General features: G+C 55.2%; 14 protein-coding genes. 7 read left to right on the top strand and 7 right to left on the bottom strand.

Annotation, left to right across the window (positions count from 1 at the left end):
- Positions 1-257: 257 nt before the first annotated feature.
- Positions 258-1484: an HD domain-containing protein gene (locus tag E1J53_RS22195; protein ID WP_134274625.1), complete on the bottom strand. Its 1227-nt coding sequence runs from the start codon at positions 1482-1484 to the stop codon at positions 258-260.
- 928 nt (positions 1485-2412) lie between these two features.
- Here E1J53_RS22195 and trkA point away from each other — a divergent pair.
- Entirely contained in the window at positions 2413-3753 is a 1341-nt protein-coding gene (gene trkA, locus E1J53_RS22190; protein ID WP_134274620.1) for a Trk system potassium transporter TrkA, read from the top strand.
- A gap of 15 nt (positions 3754-3768) precedes the next feature.
- Positions 3769-5214, top strand: a complete 1446-nt coding sequence (locus tag E1J53_RS22185) for a TrkH family potassium uptake protein (RefSeq protein WP_134274624.1) — start codon at positions 3769-3771, stop codon at positions 5212-5214.
- A 258-nt stretch (positions 5215-5472) separates the two neighbouring features.
- Here the strand turns inward: E1J53_RS22185 and E1J53_RS22180 are convergent, their stop codons facing one another.
- The 3 genes from E1J53_RS22180 to E1J53_RS22170 form a co-directional block, all read right to left on the bottom strand.
- Complete coding sequence (locus tag E1J53_RS22180) at positions 5473-6312, bottom strand: hypothetical protein (protein WP_134274619.1); 840 nt, start codon at positions 6310-6312, stop codon at positions 5473-5475.
- Between the two features lie 100 nt (positions 6313-6412).
- Entirely contained in the window at positions 6413-8215 is a 1803-nt protein-coding gene (locus E1J53_RS22175) for a tetratricopeptide repeat protein (protein WP_134274618.1), read from the bottom strand.
- Between the two features lie 399 nt (positions 8216-8614).
- Complete coding sequence (locus E1J53_RS22170; RefSeq protein WP_134274617.1) at positions 8615-9079, bottom strand: SRPBCC family protein; 465 nt, start codon at positions 9077-9079, stop codon at positions 8615-8617.
- A 250-nt stretch (positions 9080-9329) separates the two neighbouring features.
- On the opposite strand from E1J53_RS22170, the gene E1J53_RS22165 reads away from it, so the two are divergent.
- From E1J53_RS22165 to E1J53_RS22155, 3 genes are all read left to right on the top strand, one after another.
- Entirely contained in the window at positions 9330-10193 is an 864-nt protein-coding gene (locus tag E1J53_RS22165; protein ID WP_134274616.1) for a hypothetical protein, read from the top strand.
- 261 nt (positions 10194-10454) lie between these two features.
- Positions 10455-10823, top strand: a complete 369-nt coding sequence (locus E1J53_RS22160) for a TraR/DksA C4-type zinc finger protein (RefSeq protein ID WP_134274615.1) — start codon at positions 10455-10457, stop codon at positions 10821-10823.
- A 78-nt stretch (positions 10824-10901) separates the two neighbouring features.
- Positions 10902-11543, top strand: a complete 642-nt coding sequence (locus E1J53_RS22155) for a lipoprotein signal peptidase (RefSeq protein WP_134274614.1) — start codon at positions 10902-10904, stop codon at positions 11541-11543.
- 57 nt (positions 11544-11600) lie between these two features.
- Here E1J53_RS22155 and E1J53_RS22150 read toward each other — a convergent pair whose 3' ends face one another.
- Both E1J53_RS22150 and E1J53_RS22145 read right to left on the bottom strand, forming a co-directional pair.
- Positions 11601-11915, bottom strand: coding sequence for a helix-turn-helix transcriptional regulator (locus E1J53_RS22150; RefSeq protein ID WP_253932265.1), 315 nt, complete (start codon positions 11913-11915; stop codon positions 11601-11603).
- Positions 11916-12174: 259 nt separating this feature from the next.
- On the bottom strand, positions 12175-12513 hold the full coding sequence (locus tag E1J53_RS22145; RefSeq protein ID WP_134274612.1) for a helix-turn-helix transcriptional regulator: 339 nt from the start codon (positions 12511-12513) through the stop codon (positions 12175-12177).
- 496 nt (positions 12514-13009) lie between these two features.
- On the opposite strand from E1J53_RS22145, the gene E1J53_RS22140 reads away from it, so the two are divergent.
- Both E1J53_RS22140 and secG read left to right on the top strand, forming a co-directional pair.
- On the top strand, positions 13010-13876 hold the full coding sequence (locus E1J53_RS22140; RefSeq protein WP_134274611.1) for a hypothetical protein: 867 nt from the start codon (positions 13010-13012) through the stop codon (positions 13874-13876).
- Positions 13877-13882: 6 nt separating this feature from the next.
- Positions 13883-14134: a preprotein translocase subunit SecG gene (gene secG, locus E1J53_RS22135; protein ID WP_134274610.1), complete on the top strand. Its 252-nt coding sequence runs from the start codon at positions 13883-13885 to the stop codon at positions 14132-14134.
- A gap of 114 nt (positions 14135-14248) precedes the next feature.
- Here secG and E1J53_RS22130 read toward each other — a convergent pair whose 3' ends face one another.
- Positions 14249-15493, bottom strand: a complete 1245-nt coding sequence (locus tag E1J53_RS22130; RefSeq protein WP_134274609.1) for a hypothetical protein — start codon at positions 15491-15493, stop codon at positions 14249-14251.
- Positions 15494-15588: the final 95 nt, after the last annotated feature.

Genomic DNA, 15588 nt, shown 5'->3' with positions numbered 1-15588 from the left:
GGTACAACACTAACCGCATTCATACTACACTAAAAGGACTAACTGTCCGCCAAGAGTATGAACGAAAGACGAAAACTAAAGTGCCAACTTGATCAGAAGTAACTGTCCACTTTTGTGAGGAGGTGCACCTCTATCCTCAACCTCGCCTCTCTTAACCCCGCTTCCGGCGTTCTTTCTTCTTCCGTCAATGCATTCCATCTCTTCATCATCATAGAGTTTTAGTAAGTCATTCAATCAATCCTTCAATCCTTCAGCCCTCACACCTCCCCATCAATCTCCTTCGGGTAGCACACGAAGTACTTCGTGAACGTCCGCGGCTCGATGGCGAAATCACTGAGTTGGGACATGGGCACGACGCCGTTGCGCTTGGTCAGTACCTGGATTTCCTTGCTGTCGAGGGTGTAGGCGGCGTTGCTTTCCTTGCCAAAGATGAGCAGCTTTTCGGCGGACTTGGGTAGTCGGGGGTGATCGCGGAGGGCGGTGCGGATGCGCTCGAGGTAATCCAGAGGGATGCGCTCGTTGCTGAATTCGAGGCGGAAGAGTTTGCGGGTGAGGAGGCCGTAGCTGAGGTAGGAGAGGAGTCCGTCGGGATGCTTCTGCCAGGCCTTTACGGCGGCGGTGATGTCGCTGTCGTCGAGGGCGGCGAAGCAATCGAGGAGGTCGTTGCGGTTTTCCCGAAAATCCGCGCCGCGGATGCGGCGCTGGATGAAGAAGTCCAGTGCCGGTGGCGCCCAGGGCGCCTGTCCCATCTCCGCCAGGGCCCGGGCCCGCTGCAGGACGAGGATGAGCATTTGCTCGGCGGCCACTACGGTCTTGTGCAGGTAGACCTGCCAGTACATGATGCGCCGGCTGGTCAGGAAGCGCTCGACGGAGTAGATGCCCTTTTCCTCCACGACGAGCTTGTCGTCCACCACGTTGAGCATTTTGATGATCCGGTCGTAGCCGATGACACCCTCACTCACGCCGGTGAAGTAGCTGTCGCGATTGAGATAGTCCATGCGGTCCATGTCCAGTTGTCCGCTGACGAGCTGGTGCAGGAAGGGCTTGGGGTAGGTACCCCTAAAGATCTCGATGGCCATGTCTAACTGGCCCCGGAATTCATCGTTGAGCCGTTCCATGAAGAGCAGCGAGAGGTCTTCGTGGTGGGCTTCGATGAGGGTGTGCTCCAGGGTATGGGAAAAGGGCCCGTGACCGACGTCGTGCAGAAGGATGGCGATGCAGACGGCCTCCGCTTCTTCCTCGCCGATGGTGACGCCCTTGGCCCGCAGGCTGCTGATGGCCTGCCGCATCAGGTGTAGGGCCCCGAGGGCATGGTGGAAGCGGGTGTGCAGGGCTCCGGGGTAGACGTAGTGCGTCAGGCTGACCTGCTTGATGCTGCGCAGGCGCTGAAAGTAGGGGTGCTCGACGAGGTCAAAGAGGATGCCGTAGGGTATGCTGATGAAGCCGTAAACGGGATCATTCAGGATCTTTTGTTTTTTCTTCATCGAGGCGTTGACGTCAGGTGGAAGCAAGATAAGGATTTAGGAGGGAGGATTTAGGATTAAGGCTAAGGCGGAAAAGAAGTGCCCGGAAAAGGCTTGCTCCGCAAGCCGGTCGCAAGGCTAAGTCTGAGACTAAGGTGGAGAAGGAGTGCCGGGAAAAGGCTTGCTCCGCAAGCCGGTCGCAAGGCTAAGGCTGAGGCGGAGAAGGAGTGTCCGGAAAAGGCTTGTTCTGCCAGCCGGTCGTAAAGGAATCGGTATGGAGGCCAAGGCTAGGGCGGAGGAGAAGAAAGACAGAAGAAGAGCAGGTAGCAGGTAGTTAGCAGCAGAAGAAGAAAGAGAGAAGAAGGAAGCGGCGTTTATCGGGCATCTCCCGACCACCACGAGGGGGTATCAGGCCAGGGGCAAACCGTGGTCGGAAGCCTATTTCGCGAAGGCGTAGCCGAGTGGAATGGCGTCCGAACACTATAGGACGCCATAGGTCCAGCGCAAACCTTCTATCACTCTACGTTGGGCATCTCCCGAACACCACGATGCGGCATCAAGCCAGGGGCAAACCGTGGTCGGAAGCCTATTTCGCGAAGGCGTGGCCGAGTGAAATGGCGTCCGAACACTACTGGACGCCATAGGTCCAGCGCGAAACTTTTATCTTCCTACGTCCGATGCATCGCGGACCCGTAGAGAGCTTGCCAGTCCTTGCGACGGACCGGGGCCGAAAGCCGAATCCACCTGGCGCCTTTGCCAAACGACCTTGCACCTGCACGCCGTTGCATTTTCTTAAAATCAACGTTCCCGACGAGTTTTGCGGAGCTTGGGGTTGTTGCCCAAAGCTTGCTAGTCCCTGACGATCAATTAGTAACCATCGTCCGAAAAGCGTGCGCAGTACCAAAACATTTGCGAACTTTGCGGCGAATTGCGGACTTGAAATAACCGTATGAATATCGTAATCGCCGGTGCCGGCGACGTGGGTTTCCACCTCGCAGAGTTACTGGCCACTGAGAATCAGGACATCGTGCTCATCGACAATGATCAGGATGTGCTGGACTACGCTGGAAGTCACCTGGACGTACTTACCGTAAAGGGAGATGCGACCAGTATTGGGGTGTTGGAGCAGGCCCGGATCGGGAATTCCAACCTGATGCTGGCGGTGACGACCTCCGAGAAAACCAACATGATGGCGGCCATTCTGGCCAAAAAGATGGGCTGTCGGCGGGTAATCGCCCGGGTAGACAACGAGGAGTACCTGGAAGAAGACCACACCAAGACGGTTTGCTCGTTGGGGATCGACCAGATCATCAGTCCGCGGCAGCTCGCCGCCCTGGAGATTGAACGGCTGATCAAGCAGTGCTCCTTTACCGACATCTTCGAATTTGAAGACGGTAAACTCTCCCTGCTGGGCATCACCCTGGATAAGGACAGTCCGCTGGTGGGCGTTCGCCTCAGCGACATCGAGCAACTCGAAACCAAAGTGGGCCTCCACCCCATTGCCATCCTCCGGGGGCACAAGACCATCATCCCGCGCGGATATACCCAGCTGCGGCAGAGTGACCACATCTACTTCATCACCAAGCCGGAAAAGGCGAACCTGGTGGAGGACTTCGTGGGCAAAACCAAGCGCACGGTCCGGAACGCCATGATCCTGGGCGGAACGGACCTGGCCATCTCCACGGCCCGCCGCCTGCAGGATAACTACAACGTGACCATCATCGCCAATTCCAAAAAACGGTGTCAGTACATCAACGAGCAGTTGAACAACGTGCTGGTCATCCGCGGAGATTACACGAACGTCGACCTGCTGGAAGAGGAAGGCCTTTCCCGGATGGATGCCTTCGTTGCCCTGACGGGCAACAGCGAGACCAACATCATCTCCTGCCTCACGGCCCGCAACCACGGGGTGTATAAAACCATCGCCCAGGTGGAGAACAAGGAGTACATCCACATCAGCCAGAACATCGGCGTGGATACGCTCATCAACAAGAAGCTGCTGGCGGCCAACAGCATCTTCCGCTTCGTGCGGAAGGGAAACATTGAGGCCATCACCAGCCTGCACGGGGTAGACGCCGAAGTGATCGAATACGTCATCTCCAAAAGCAACCAGCTGACGAAGAAGACCCTCAAGGACCTTCACTTCCCGGATACGGCCCTGATCGGCGGCGTGATCCGGGGAGAGGAAACCCTGATTCCCAACGGAGACACCCAGCTGCAGCTGGGCGACCGCGTGATCGTCTTCGCCCTGCCACAGGCCATTCGCCGTCTGGAAGAATTATTCCGCTAGCGTATGCGTACCGGAATGATCAATTACCGACCCATTGCCCGCATCATCAGCATCCTCCTCTGCATCGTGGGGGGACTGATGTGGACCGGCATTCCCTTCAGCGCCGTATTCCACGAGGACGTCCGTCCCCTCTTGCTGTCCGGGCTCACCTGCGTGGCCTTCGGTGGCCTCCTCTTCCTGGTACCTAACCCCAAGGGCGTACCCATTCGCAAGCGAGAGGGCTACCTGATCGTGGCCCTGAGCTGGTTGTCCATGGTGACCTTTGGGATGCTGCCCTACCTCTACAGCGGCATGATCCCGACCGTGCCGGAAGCCCTGTTCGAAACGGTTTCCGGCATGACCACCACCGGTGCTTCGGTACTGGAAGACATTGAAGCGCAGCCCCGGGGGCTGCTCTACTGGCGCAGCCTCACCCAGTGGATCGGGGGCATGGGCATCATCGTCCTGACGGTGGCCATCTTCCCCCTGCTCGGCATCGGGGGCATCGAGCTGTTTGCCGCCGAGGCACCCGGGCCGACCAGCGATAAACTCCACCCCCGCATCAGCGAAACGGCCAAGCGGCTGTGGTTTATCTACGTTGGCCTAACCGGCGTCCTCGGGCTACTACTCTGGATTTTCGGCCTGTCGCCCTACGAAGCTATCAATCACGCCCTGACGACCATGGCCACCGGGGGCTTCAGCACCCGCAACGCCAGCGCGGCGGCCTTTGGGCCCAGCATTCAGTACCTGCTGATCGTGTTTATGTTCCTGGCGGGAATCAACTATACGGTGCTCTACTTAAGCCTGAAGCGCCGCTGGACGGAGGTCTGGAAAAGCGATGAACTGAAGGCCTATCTGGGTCTGGTGGCCTTTCTGACCATCATCATCACCATCGGAGTGCAGCTGGAGACGCAGGGAGCGTTTGAACAATCCTTCCGGGATAGCCTCTTCCAGGTCGTGAGCCTCATGACCACCACGGGCTTCGTGTCGGCCGACTACACCGGCTGGTCCACCAGTTTGACGCTCATTTTCTTCGTCCTGCTCTTTTTGGGCGCCTGTGCGGGCTCCACCTCCGGTGGCATCAAGCTGATTCGGCACCTGGTCTTCTTCAAGAACAGCTACCTGGAGTTCAAGCGCATCGTGCACCCCTCCGCCATCGTACCCCTGCGGATTAACCGGGAAGTCGTGCCGGGTAAAATTATCACCCACGTTTTTAACTTCCTGCTGCTCTACCTCATCCTGTTCGTGTTCGGCTCCGTGGCCCTGGCCATGATGGGGCTGGACTTCATGACGGCCATCGGCGCCATGGCCACCAGTCTCGGCAACGTGGGCCCCGGAATCGGAGACGTCGGCCCGGTCGATAACTTCGCCTGGCTACCCAGCCACATCAAGGTTTTCCTGAGTTTCGTCATGCTCGTCGGCCGACTAGAAATCTTCACCGTCCTGGTGCTCTTCACGCCCTACTTCTGGCGACTGAATTAGGAGACTCACCCGCACCTCGACGTGTGCGCAGCACCTTTGAGTGTGCCTCCGGCCACCATTGATATTCCCCTTAACGCACCAGCACCGGCAGTTCCAACAGTACGGCGGCGGGTGCGGCCTCCGCTGGTGGTTCACTCGTCTGTAGCATCCGGCCACCATTGACAAATCCCCGTTTTTGAACGATACCGAGGGTACACTCAAAGGAGCGGCCCGACCTTGTCAGGTCCGCACGCTTCGAGATGCTACGGAAGCTTCACCTCAACGGACCAGTACCGGAAGTTCCAAAAGTACGGCGGCGGCGGGATCGCCCTCTTGCGAGCTTCCCGGCCGCAGGATAACCGACAGTGTTTCGCGCAGCAGGGAGGTAAGGTCAGCGGGAATCTCGTCCAAAAAGGTGACGTTGGTGACCTTCCCTTCCTCATCCAGCGAAAGGTGAACGTCTACCTTCCCGTACCAGGGGGAGGCCACGGGCTTAGCGGTAATAACTTTGGCGAATTGTTGATGAAAGGCCGCCGAGAACGTTTCGGTCCACGCACTCGTCTCCGGATTGATCGGGAGGTCGCAGAGTTTTGGTAGGGTAGTTTTGGAGAGTGCCCGGGGCGTGGTGAGTTTTACGCGTTCCCGGTCGTGGGGGTACCACTCCTCAGCCTTTTCCAGCATCTTTTCGTGAGTCCCGAGGCTAAATCTGACGGGCATGTTCCACTGTACTTCAACGGGCTTCCAGCCGTCCTTCAGCAGGATGGCCCCCGGGCGATAGCGCAAGTGGCCGTCCGCTCGGATGGCCTCCATGGCTGCCAGGGCCGCCTCGCCCCCGCCACCCGGAATGTCCCGGACCAAAAACGGGGCCTGCGCTATTCCACGTTCGTCAATCTTGAAGGAAACCACGGCCATGCCTTCAATACAATTCTCCGGGGACTTCAAATAGATCGCCAGCAAGCGGAACATCGTCGCGTCCGAACATTGCTTAGCCTCCGCCCCGGGCAGCGCCGCGCATTGAGCCAGTACGGGCATCCGTTCACGGTGGTGCCATAAACCATCCTCCGGCTGAGCGGACAATAGGAAGGGGAGCAGTACGGAGAAAAACATCAGGAGGCGCATACCCCCTAGATGAAGCCCCGCCCGTTTTTGGTGCCTCCCAATTACTAACAGACTAAAGAACCAACAGACCAAAAGACTAACGAACTAACAGACCAACGAACTACTGCACCGCATCCCCCCGCAGCTCCCGGTACTTCTTCCGGGCTTCCACGGCCAGAATACTGTTGCTGTAGTCGATGAAGAGGGTTTCGTAGAGGCTTTGTGCTTTAGCCCGGTCGTCGAGCTGGTTTTCGTAGAGTTGCGCCAGGGCCCAGAGGGAGTTGTCCAGTCGGATGGATTCCGGGAAATTATCCACGATTTGCTGGTAGGTGGTGGCCGCCTGGGCGTAGTTGCGGCGTTTCTGGTACACCTGGGCCTTGAGGTAAAGGACGTCATCTTCCAGGTCGTGGCCGGGGAAGGCGTCCACGAGACGGTCCAGGGTCCCAAAGGCCTCGTCGAACTTGTTCTGGAACACGAGCAGTTCGGCGTCCGCGTAGGTTTGCAGGGCCAGGGCGCTGGTGTCCAGCCCGAGGTTATCAATGATGAAGACGGAGCGGTCCAGGGCGTCGTTGGCGATCAGGCGAGAGGTAGAGGCTTTGAGGACGTCGAACTGCGACTGGGCCAGCTGGAAGTCCCCCCGGAAGTAGGCCAGTCGGGCGTTCCGGAAGCGGGCTTCGTGCCCCAGGAGGTCTTCCTGGAAGCGCTTGTCCACCTGGGAATAGAGCAGGGTGGATTCCCAGATTTCTCCGGTCATGAGGAAGTAGTCGCCCAGCGCCAGTTTGGCGCGCGCCTGTGTCTTGGGGTTGACGCCCGGGGTGGCCACCACCTCCTGCAGAATCCGGATGCCTTCGTTCAGGTTGTTGAGGTAGAGGGCTTCCAGCTCGGCCAGTTGGATGGCGATGCGGGCCGAGGCGGGATTGGTACCAAACTCATTGAGGAAGTTGACGTAGGCTTCTTCCAGCACCAGCAGGTCTTCGCGGGAGTAATCGTAGCCGTCGGTGATGGCCCGGCGGCGGGTCAGTAGTCCCTCGCGTTTGGCCTCCAGGTAGAGGGGATTGGCTTCCCCCTTGTTGTCCGTGATGTAGTCAAAAGCATCGATGGCCGTTTCGTAGTCCTTGGCGTTGGCGGCCATCCGGCCGATGTTGAGCACCCGCTCACCGGTTTCGTCGAGGCGGCGATCCAGCGCCCGGGCCTGCCGCAGGGCGGCCTTGTAGTCTTTGCGCTGGATGAACACCCAGGCGAGTAATTCCGGGTAGGTGGGGTCCTTGGCGTCGCTATCCTGAATCCGGGCGTAGAGTTGTTTTTGGGCCTCCAGCAGGCCTTCCTTGTCGAGGAAGCGCTGGAAGTAGGACCGGACCTGCCGAATCCGTTTGGGATCGGCCTCCAGGGCGTCCAGGTAGTTGCTGACCATCGGGCCAATGTCGCCCTTGCGGCGGTAGAGGTCTCCGAGGTAGTAGGAGAAATTAGCCCGTCCCTTAAGCATTTCCGTTCCCTTCTGGTAGGTTTGGATGGCGTACTCGTACTTCGTCAGGCCGATGAAGGCGTTGGCCAGTTGGGTGACGCGGAATTGATCGGCGGGAAGCTCTTCAATGGCCTTCTCGTACTGCTCTTTGGCCCCCTTCTCGTCAAAGAGTTGCTCCTTGAGCTGCCCGTACTTTACGTACAGTGAGACTTCCTTGGGACTCTTGCGGAGCTGTTTCTTGATGGCCGATTCGGCTTCCTCAAAGCGCTCGAGCTGCAGCAGGCTGGAGAGGTAACGGTCAAAATAAAAGCTGTTGCCGGGTCGCTCCTCCGCCAGTTGCAGGTAGAGCTCGGCGGATTTTTCAAACTCTCCGTCGCGGTAATACTGCTGCGCCAGCTGATTCAGCTGAGCGGAAACGGTGAGGGAAGAAATGAACAGTACAGAAAATAGCAACCAACGCATAGTCAAAGTCATTTGGGGAGTGGCCGGGGAAGGAACCGTGGTAAAACTAACGTTTTTTTCGGCGGTTTCAGTTCGCCGACCGGACAGTTTCGGGCATTATCCTGTGCACGGCGGGACAAATTTTACGATACGCCCCCGATTGATGATCCGCCCGTCGGAATTGCTGAATTAAGGCAGGGGCGACGGCGCGCAGGTGCCATGTGGTTAGGATTTAGGCCGAAGGATGTAGGAGTAAGTGAATAAAGAAGTAGCGCTCATCGGAGGCGTCGGAGCGAAGCGGAGCTCCTCCGATGTGTTGCGACTGCGCTTGGGGAGGCCAAAGGGTTTAGGCTGAAGGATTTAGGATTCAGGAGAAATTAAGGTGCTTAATCCTAGGTCCTAAATCCTGAATCCTCCAACTTATTCTGGGAATAAGCGCTTAATCGCGGCTTCCCGGGCTTCGAAGATTCCGCGCACCTGTCGGTTCACAAAAATCAGATCCGCCAGGGTACCCAACGGACCCAGGGGAGCGGCGTAGTGCAGGATGTCCTTCATCTCCGTCCGGTTGGGGCCGAGCGATTGGAAAAAATGCTGGTGGTGCCAAAGGGCAAAGGGGCCCACCCGCTGATCGTCGATGAAGTGGTGATGATGCTTGATCTGGGTGATTTCCGTGACCCAGTCGGTGGAGAAGCCCGGAAACGGACTCACCCGATACTGGATGATCATCCCCTCGTACATTTTTACTCCCTGCACCGGCGAGAGGATGTTAAAGGAAACGTCTTCCGGCGTGAGCTTTTCCAGGTTCTCCGGTCGGCTGAAAAAATCCCAGGTTTCTTCCAGAGAACGGGGGACAATACTGGTGAATTCAAGTCTTTTGGGGCGCATCGGGCCGGGCTTTTTTCCTGAAATAATCGAAGAGAAAGCGTGAAAAAACCCAAAGTGTTCACGCAAATTACCCCGCCGACTTATAGAAATATTATGCAACCGTTCCCTAAATAGTTGTTGCCGTTCCCCCTTATTTGCGCACGGGTGGTATATTTGAAGAGATTTTCCCCTCAGCGATTTTTTCTAAACCCACAAGTTACACGTCATCCCTACTATGAACATGCGCTTCTGCTACATTGCAGTCTGTTGTATGGCTTTCATACTACTCCCCGCCGGGGAGTCGGGATACTTGTGGGCGCAAGGGGGGGCGATGTCAGACGTTCAGGCCAGGGGAGGGAGTAGCTTCACGTACTACGATCTTGGTTGTGGCGCCCGGGAATGGAACGGCTACTTTGCCCCCGAGCGTTGGCAGCGGAGCCGGGCAGAAGGCATGACCGCCAAATCCGTTTCCACCCCGAATCTGGTGCAAGATCTCCAGGGAAACAGTGCCCTCGAATTTTCTGCGGGCCAACTGGTGGGGGAGGTGTGGTCCATCGAAATTCCCGCCGCGGGTTACCTCTCTTTCCGACTACAGACCAGTGCCGGTAAGGTGCCGGACAACGTCAGCATCAAAGTCAACGATCGTTCTTCCACCTATCAGGTCCGGTCGGACGGTCTCTACTACAGCCCCTACCTAAAGGCCGGTGACCTGTTCCGGCTGGAGTTTGGCGAGGGGAATCTGCCCGTCCGCTGGGAGCAGCTCCTCTTTCATAGTAACGCCAGTGGCGTTTTCGTCTACCCCGAAGAAAAACAAGCACAGCGGCGTTTCCGGGCGGTTTCCACGGGCCACATTGAGCGGGTCTTTTTCCCCGACAACAGCCGTAGTGCCTGGCCCATCTTTGACCAGGACGGTGATCTGCGCACGGAAGATGACCAGATCGAACTTCGAGCGTCCACCGATCAGTTTGAGGTTAACTACGTTGACCGACCCGTGGAAATTGACGGTCAGACCTGGCTTAACCGGACGTTCATCATCCGGGAAAAATGCAGCCGTGGCAACTGGCTGCGGCGCAGTCGCCCCTGGATGCCCCTTCCCATGATTCGGGGCAGGGTAGGGAGTGCCAGCCACTACTGATTAGGGAAAATTTACTGCCGGTAGCTTGGGTTCTTTCCTCCGGAAAAGAAGGTTTATTTGGCAAGGGGTGTCTTTGGCGGTCAAATCTTCTTATTGAGGTAAAAAGCTTAAAAGAATTGTCTAGTTCAACAAGGAGTCTCCGTATATTTGCAACGCTTTCCCGAACAAGTGGAAATGATCTTCGGTTTTGCGAAACTGATTAATTTGATCGTTGCACCTTGGGGGCAAAATTGTTCTCGCTATCTACACAATTACGATGCCATGGAATCCAAAGAGCAAACGCGTTACAGCGATAAAGAATTAGAAGAGTTCCGTCTGATCATTGAAAATAAACTAGAGGAAGCGCGTAAGCAGCTGGACTTTTACCTGCAACAGCTTTCGGAACAAACGAACAGTGAAGACGGTAAGGTCCGGGGCCTGGATGACGGCACGTCCTCCATGGTGAATGAAGACACGCATAATCTGGCCAATCGCCAGCGTAAACTCATTCAGCACCTCGAAAATGCCCTGCTGAGAATTCAGAACAAGGTGTACGGCATTTGCCGGGTCACCGGAAAATTAATTAGTAAGGAGCGGTTACGGATCGTTCCCCATACTACCCTGAGCATCCACGCCAAGCAGAATCGCTAGGATCGTTGGTAAGCCCAAAGTCGATTACGTAAATTGCCGGCCTTTCCGCCCATGTGGTGGGAAGGCTGATTTTTTTCTATGAGCCGAAGAAGGATTGTGCTGTTAACCCTTTTTGTCGTCCTGGTGATTGACCAGGGGACAAAATTTTGGGTAAAAACGAATATGGCCTACGGGGAAGAATTCAGCATCCTGGGTTTTGATCGGGCACTGATCCATTTCGTGGAAAATAACGGGATGGCCTTCGGGATCAGCCTGGGAGGTCAATACGGGAAACTCTTTCTCAGTCTGTTTCGTATTGCGGCCGTCGGGGTGCTTTTTGTCTACCTTTTTCGTCTCATCAGGGAGCAGGTGAGCAATTGGTTACTGATCGGGTTTTCGTTAGTGCAGGCCGGGGCACTGGGCAACATCATCGATAGTGTGTTCTACGGAGTTCTTTTCTCGGAGTCTTCTTTCCATGGCGGGGTAGCGACCTTTCTTCCCGCGGAAGGTGGATACGCGCCCTTACTCTACGGCAGGGTGGTGGATATGCTCTATTTTCCACTCTTTTACGGACAGTACCCAGAATGGATGCCGCTGGTTGGTGGACAGGCATTCTTGTTCTTTCGCCCCGTATTTAACGTAGCGGATGTGGCCATTTCCCTGGGAGTGGTCGTACTACTGCTGTACTACTACCGTTCTTCGGGGAGAAAAGACGAAGCAAGAAACGGAGAGGAAGAATGAGAGAGGCCGTCGGGAATACAGAAACACGAAATACTTAAGGAGCCCAATTCCTGATGCTTAGTTACGGGAGGCCTTGGAGTTCTGACTCTTACTCTGGAAGTCCCTGATGGCGCTGATGGTATTCTTGAGCTTCTTGTACCGCAGGCGATAATGAATGAACTTGCCCCGACGCTCGGTCTCCACCAACCCGGCGTGCCGTAGAATACGGAGATGTTGGGAGGTAATCGATTGTTCTAACTGGAGGGAACTGTAGATACGATTAACGTTGATCATTTCATTGCGATCAATGAACTCCAGGATTTTCATGCGCAGCGGATGGGCCAGGGCCCGTAAAACTTCGGTAGAAGTTTCCAGCTCCGCGCTTGAAATCATGGGATTGGTAGAAGGCTCCATCAAAACATAAAAAATTCGATGGCCGGATACTCGAATAGTGTGTTCAGGGGATGAATTCAATAACGGGTGAAAGTCGAGTCCGAGCCGATAAACAAATTGGTTGCTCGTTGACGCGAACAAAACTGAGGGATAGCGTCATCAGCAACAAAGATGGTATAAAAATGTGAGCCAAACAAATATGTTTGGCGGATACCGGTATGTTTTGACTAGAAAACGGTCTGTTTTTGCCGAGAAGTGGTTATTCGGCGAGCTCCGTTACCAGCTGGGCAATCTGGGAAAGCCGCTCTTTCTCCAGGCTGTAGAAAATGTATTTGCCTTCCCGGTGGGGGGAAACGACGCCAGCTTTACGCAAAATTGCGAGGTGCTGCGAGGCTACGGACTGCTCAATCCGCAAACGGATGTAAATCTCCGTTACGGTCATACGTTCGTTCTCTTCCAGTAAATCGATGATGCTGCGCCGCAATTCGTGATTAATGGCTCTGAGGACTAATACTGCGGATCTTAGGTTGGTGTAGTCAATGTTGATCTCTCCATCGCCCTGACCCAGGACGATGCGGTCTTTTTTCGGTTTTGCCATTATATTAAACTATTTGTTCTCTATAAACGCTCTGAAGGATAAACAAAAATACATCTATTCAGGGAATATGACCCTATGTTAGCCCCATAATGCTTGGGAATTGGGTATAAAAAAAGCCTTCGCTCATGGAGGAAGGCTACATAACAAACACTATGAACAACACAAATTCTTAACGAAAGGTGATTGACCAATCAGCCCCTTCGTAATGGTAAAGATAGGCCGATCCTTTTAAAAATCAATGCTCTAGAGGACTTTTTTATCGAAGAAAGGCCCAGCAATTCGGCCAATAGTTTGATTTCTGATAACTAATCTCGACCTTTAGCACCTGCCCATATTTCTCGCCTGGAAGCCATATTGACGTATTGTGGTGATAAAGATGACTTGGCGGGGGATAGGCGGATGTGTTTCAGATTCGATGAAATATTTGTTGCCTTGGCAACCTTCATTAGGCCGTAAAGAAATATTTGTAAATATTTATTGATCAGGGTGTTATAAGATGGATCGTCAAACCTTTTTGGAGAGTGTCAACCAGCCCCAACGGCTGGTTTCGGTGCCCCTGGCCGAACTACAGGCTTTGGCGTTGAGCTACCCCTATTCTCCGAACGTCCGCCTGATGCTCCTGCTAAAATCCATCCTGGAAGGGCATCCCGAAGAAGAAGCTTACCTGAGCCGATGCGCAGCCGCGATGTTTGACCGGGCACACCTTTACGACCTCGTGCAGGAAATCCGGAGTTTTGGCGACGGCGAGGAGACGCTCGAGTTGCGGGACCTGGAGGAGCTGATCCTGCCGGCAGAAGCACCGGCCAGCCCCTCCCGGGAACTTGAGCTGCCCAACCCTAAGACTACTGCGGAACCTTCCGTGGACAGTGTCCCGGACTACTTCGAAGAGGAAGAACCACAAATGGAAGCCGCAGTGGTTCCCCCCATGATGCCGAATCCTACCGGCCCGGACACTCCGGGTATTGATGACTGGGTCAACCTGGCGGTCAGTTTCATGGATGCTACACCGATCTTCCCGATTGAGGGCCCCGGGGTTGCCGGAGAAATACGTCCCGAGCGACCGGAACGGTTTTTGACCGACCAGCCACCGGCCGGTATGCCTTCCACCTTATCGGACCGGCTGAGAAGACTGCGCAGGCTGAAACAGCAGCAGACCATGAGCACGGAAGAAAAGGTTACCGCAATCGCCCGACATAGCGTCACGACTCACGGAGCCGTAGCCAGCGAAACCCTGGCCAAACTTCTCGTCCAACAGGGGCAATATCAGAACGCCATTAAGATGTACCAACGTCTGGAGTTGCTTTATCCAGAGAAAAAGACGATCTTTGCGGGCCTCATTAATGAATTGAAGGAAAAACTTTAAGTCCCCATGGTCAATCTCTTAACTATCCTGACCGGCGTTGTTTGTCTGCTGCTCATGCTCGTTGTGCTTATCCAGAACCCCAAAGGTGGTGGCATCGACTCTACTTTTGGTGGCTCACAGGCCAACCAGATGCTGGGTGCGTCCCGTTCAACTGACGTAATTGAAAAAATTACCTGGGGCCTCGCCGCAGCGCTGTTTGCCCTTTGCATCATGACGGCACTGGCCGTTTCTTCTCAGTCCGGCGCAGGAGGACTTTAATCCGCGCGGAGCTACCCCGTAATCCCGGGGATATACGGAGGCCGAAATTTCACTGAAGAAATTTCGGCCTTTTCTACGTGTATCCCTCTGGAGGGGAGGGTAGATGGTCGTCTACTAGAGGCGCGTATTGATCACGTTGTTAAATAAGGACCCAAAGGTATAGCTGAGGCCAAAGCGGACATCGGCGCTGAAGTTGGTGGCCAGTTGCGCCTGTCCCAGTAATACGTCCTCAACGCTAGCCTCCCCCCGGGGCAGGCTGATCTGGTCGTTGATGATCTCGTAGCTACCACCGACGTTGAAGGACAGTCCCTTGATGAGCCTTACGTTAGCACGTCCACTCAACGCCAGGCGATTTTTACTGAAATCCTGGAGGAAGTTGCCGGCGGAAACGCCCGCAAAGATTTGTCCCCAACGCTGGCGTACCCGTAAATCGAGGTCCACTACCTGCCGGGCCAGGCTTTCTTCGGTCTCGAAGAATATCGTTTCTTCGGTGTACACATTCCTCGTCCAACCGACCCGGTAGGCAATGGTGAATTCCTTAAAGGGGACCTCATCGTAGCTGAAGAAGTTGTACTCAATGGCCGGGGCTACCCACACGCCAAGGTCGATATTCCGGAACGTCGAAGAGGTCATACTGTTAAACAGCCCAACGGAGAAATGGTCGCTGATGCTCCGCACCACCGAGGCATTGAACCAGGCGTCCCTGCGAACGGAGGTCAATACTTCCGTTTCTCCATCCGAGTCGGTAACGGTTTGGGAACGGGTTTGGTAGAAAAAGTTAGGCCGAAAGCGGATACGCCACTCAGGTGTGGTGCGGTCTGCTTCAAAACCCAGGCGGAGGGAACTGTTACTCCGCTGACTTTCCACATTAGTACTGAAGTTGCTCCAGATTTCAAAGATCCAGTTATTCCAGTTGTCTTCGGTTTCCGTATCGGCTACCGCAGCGGTATCCGGAACGGCTTCGGGGGCCGTTGCTTCCAGTGTGATGAGGTTGGCGTACTCGGTCCCGGCGAGAAAGCCCGCCAGGCCCAGCTCGATGCGGTCCGTGAGGACCTGATCAATTTCCAGGGAGGTCATTACCGGAGTGGTGGCAACGTCAAAACTGAGGGTATTACCCTCCAGTTCTTCCTGTCCCTTGAACCGAAGGTTGAAGACCCGGCCACCGTTGCTCAGGCGGTTGGTGACGATAAAGAGATTGATTTGCGCTCCCGCCGGATCAATGGTGTGGTTGACGTAGTCAATTTGCTGCATGAGCAAGGTTCGGTTACACTCGCAGTCGGTGAACAGATTGAGTCGTTGTTGCGCAGGCAAAAAAGTTACGACAAGGCACAGAAGGGCCGCGGAAAAAAGGAGCTTCATGGTTTTTTGGATATGGGAAGACGAAAGTAAGGGGCTCCTTCCTTAGTGTCAACCCCACACTAAGCCACATTGGTTGGTTTTTTTCGTCTCAACCA

The organism is Lewinella sp. W8, assembly GCF_004375085.3.
In the GTDB taxonomy this organism is placed as follows: Bacteria; Bacteroidota; Bacteroidia; order Chitinophagales; family Saprospiraceae; genus Neolewinella.
The sequence above is the reverse complement of the archived record's forward strand: the minus strand, read 5'-3'. Positions and strand labels throughout refer to the sequence as shown.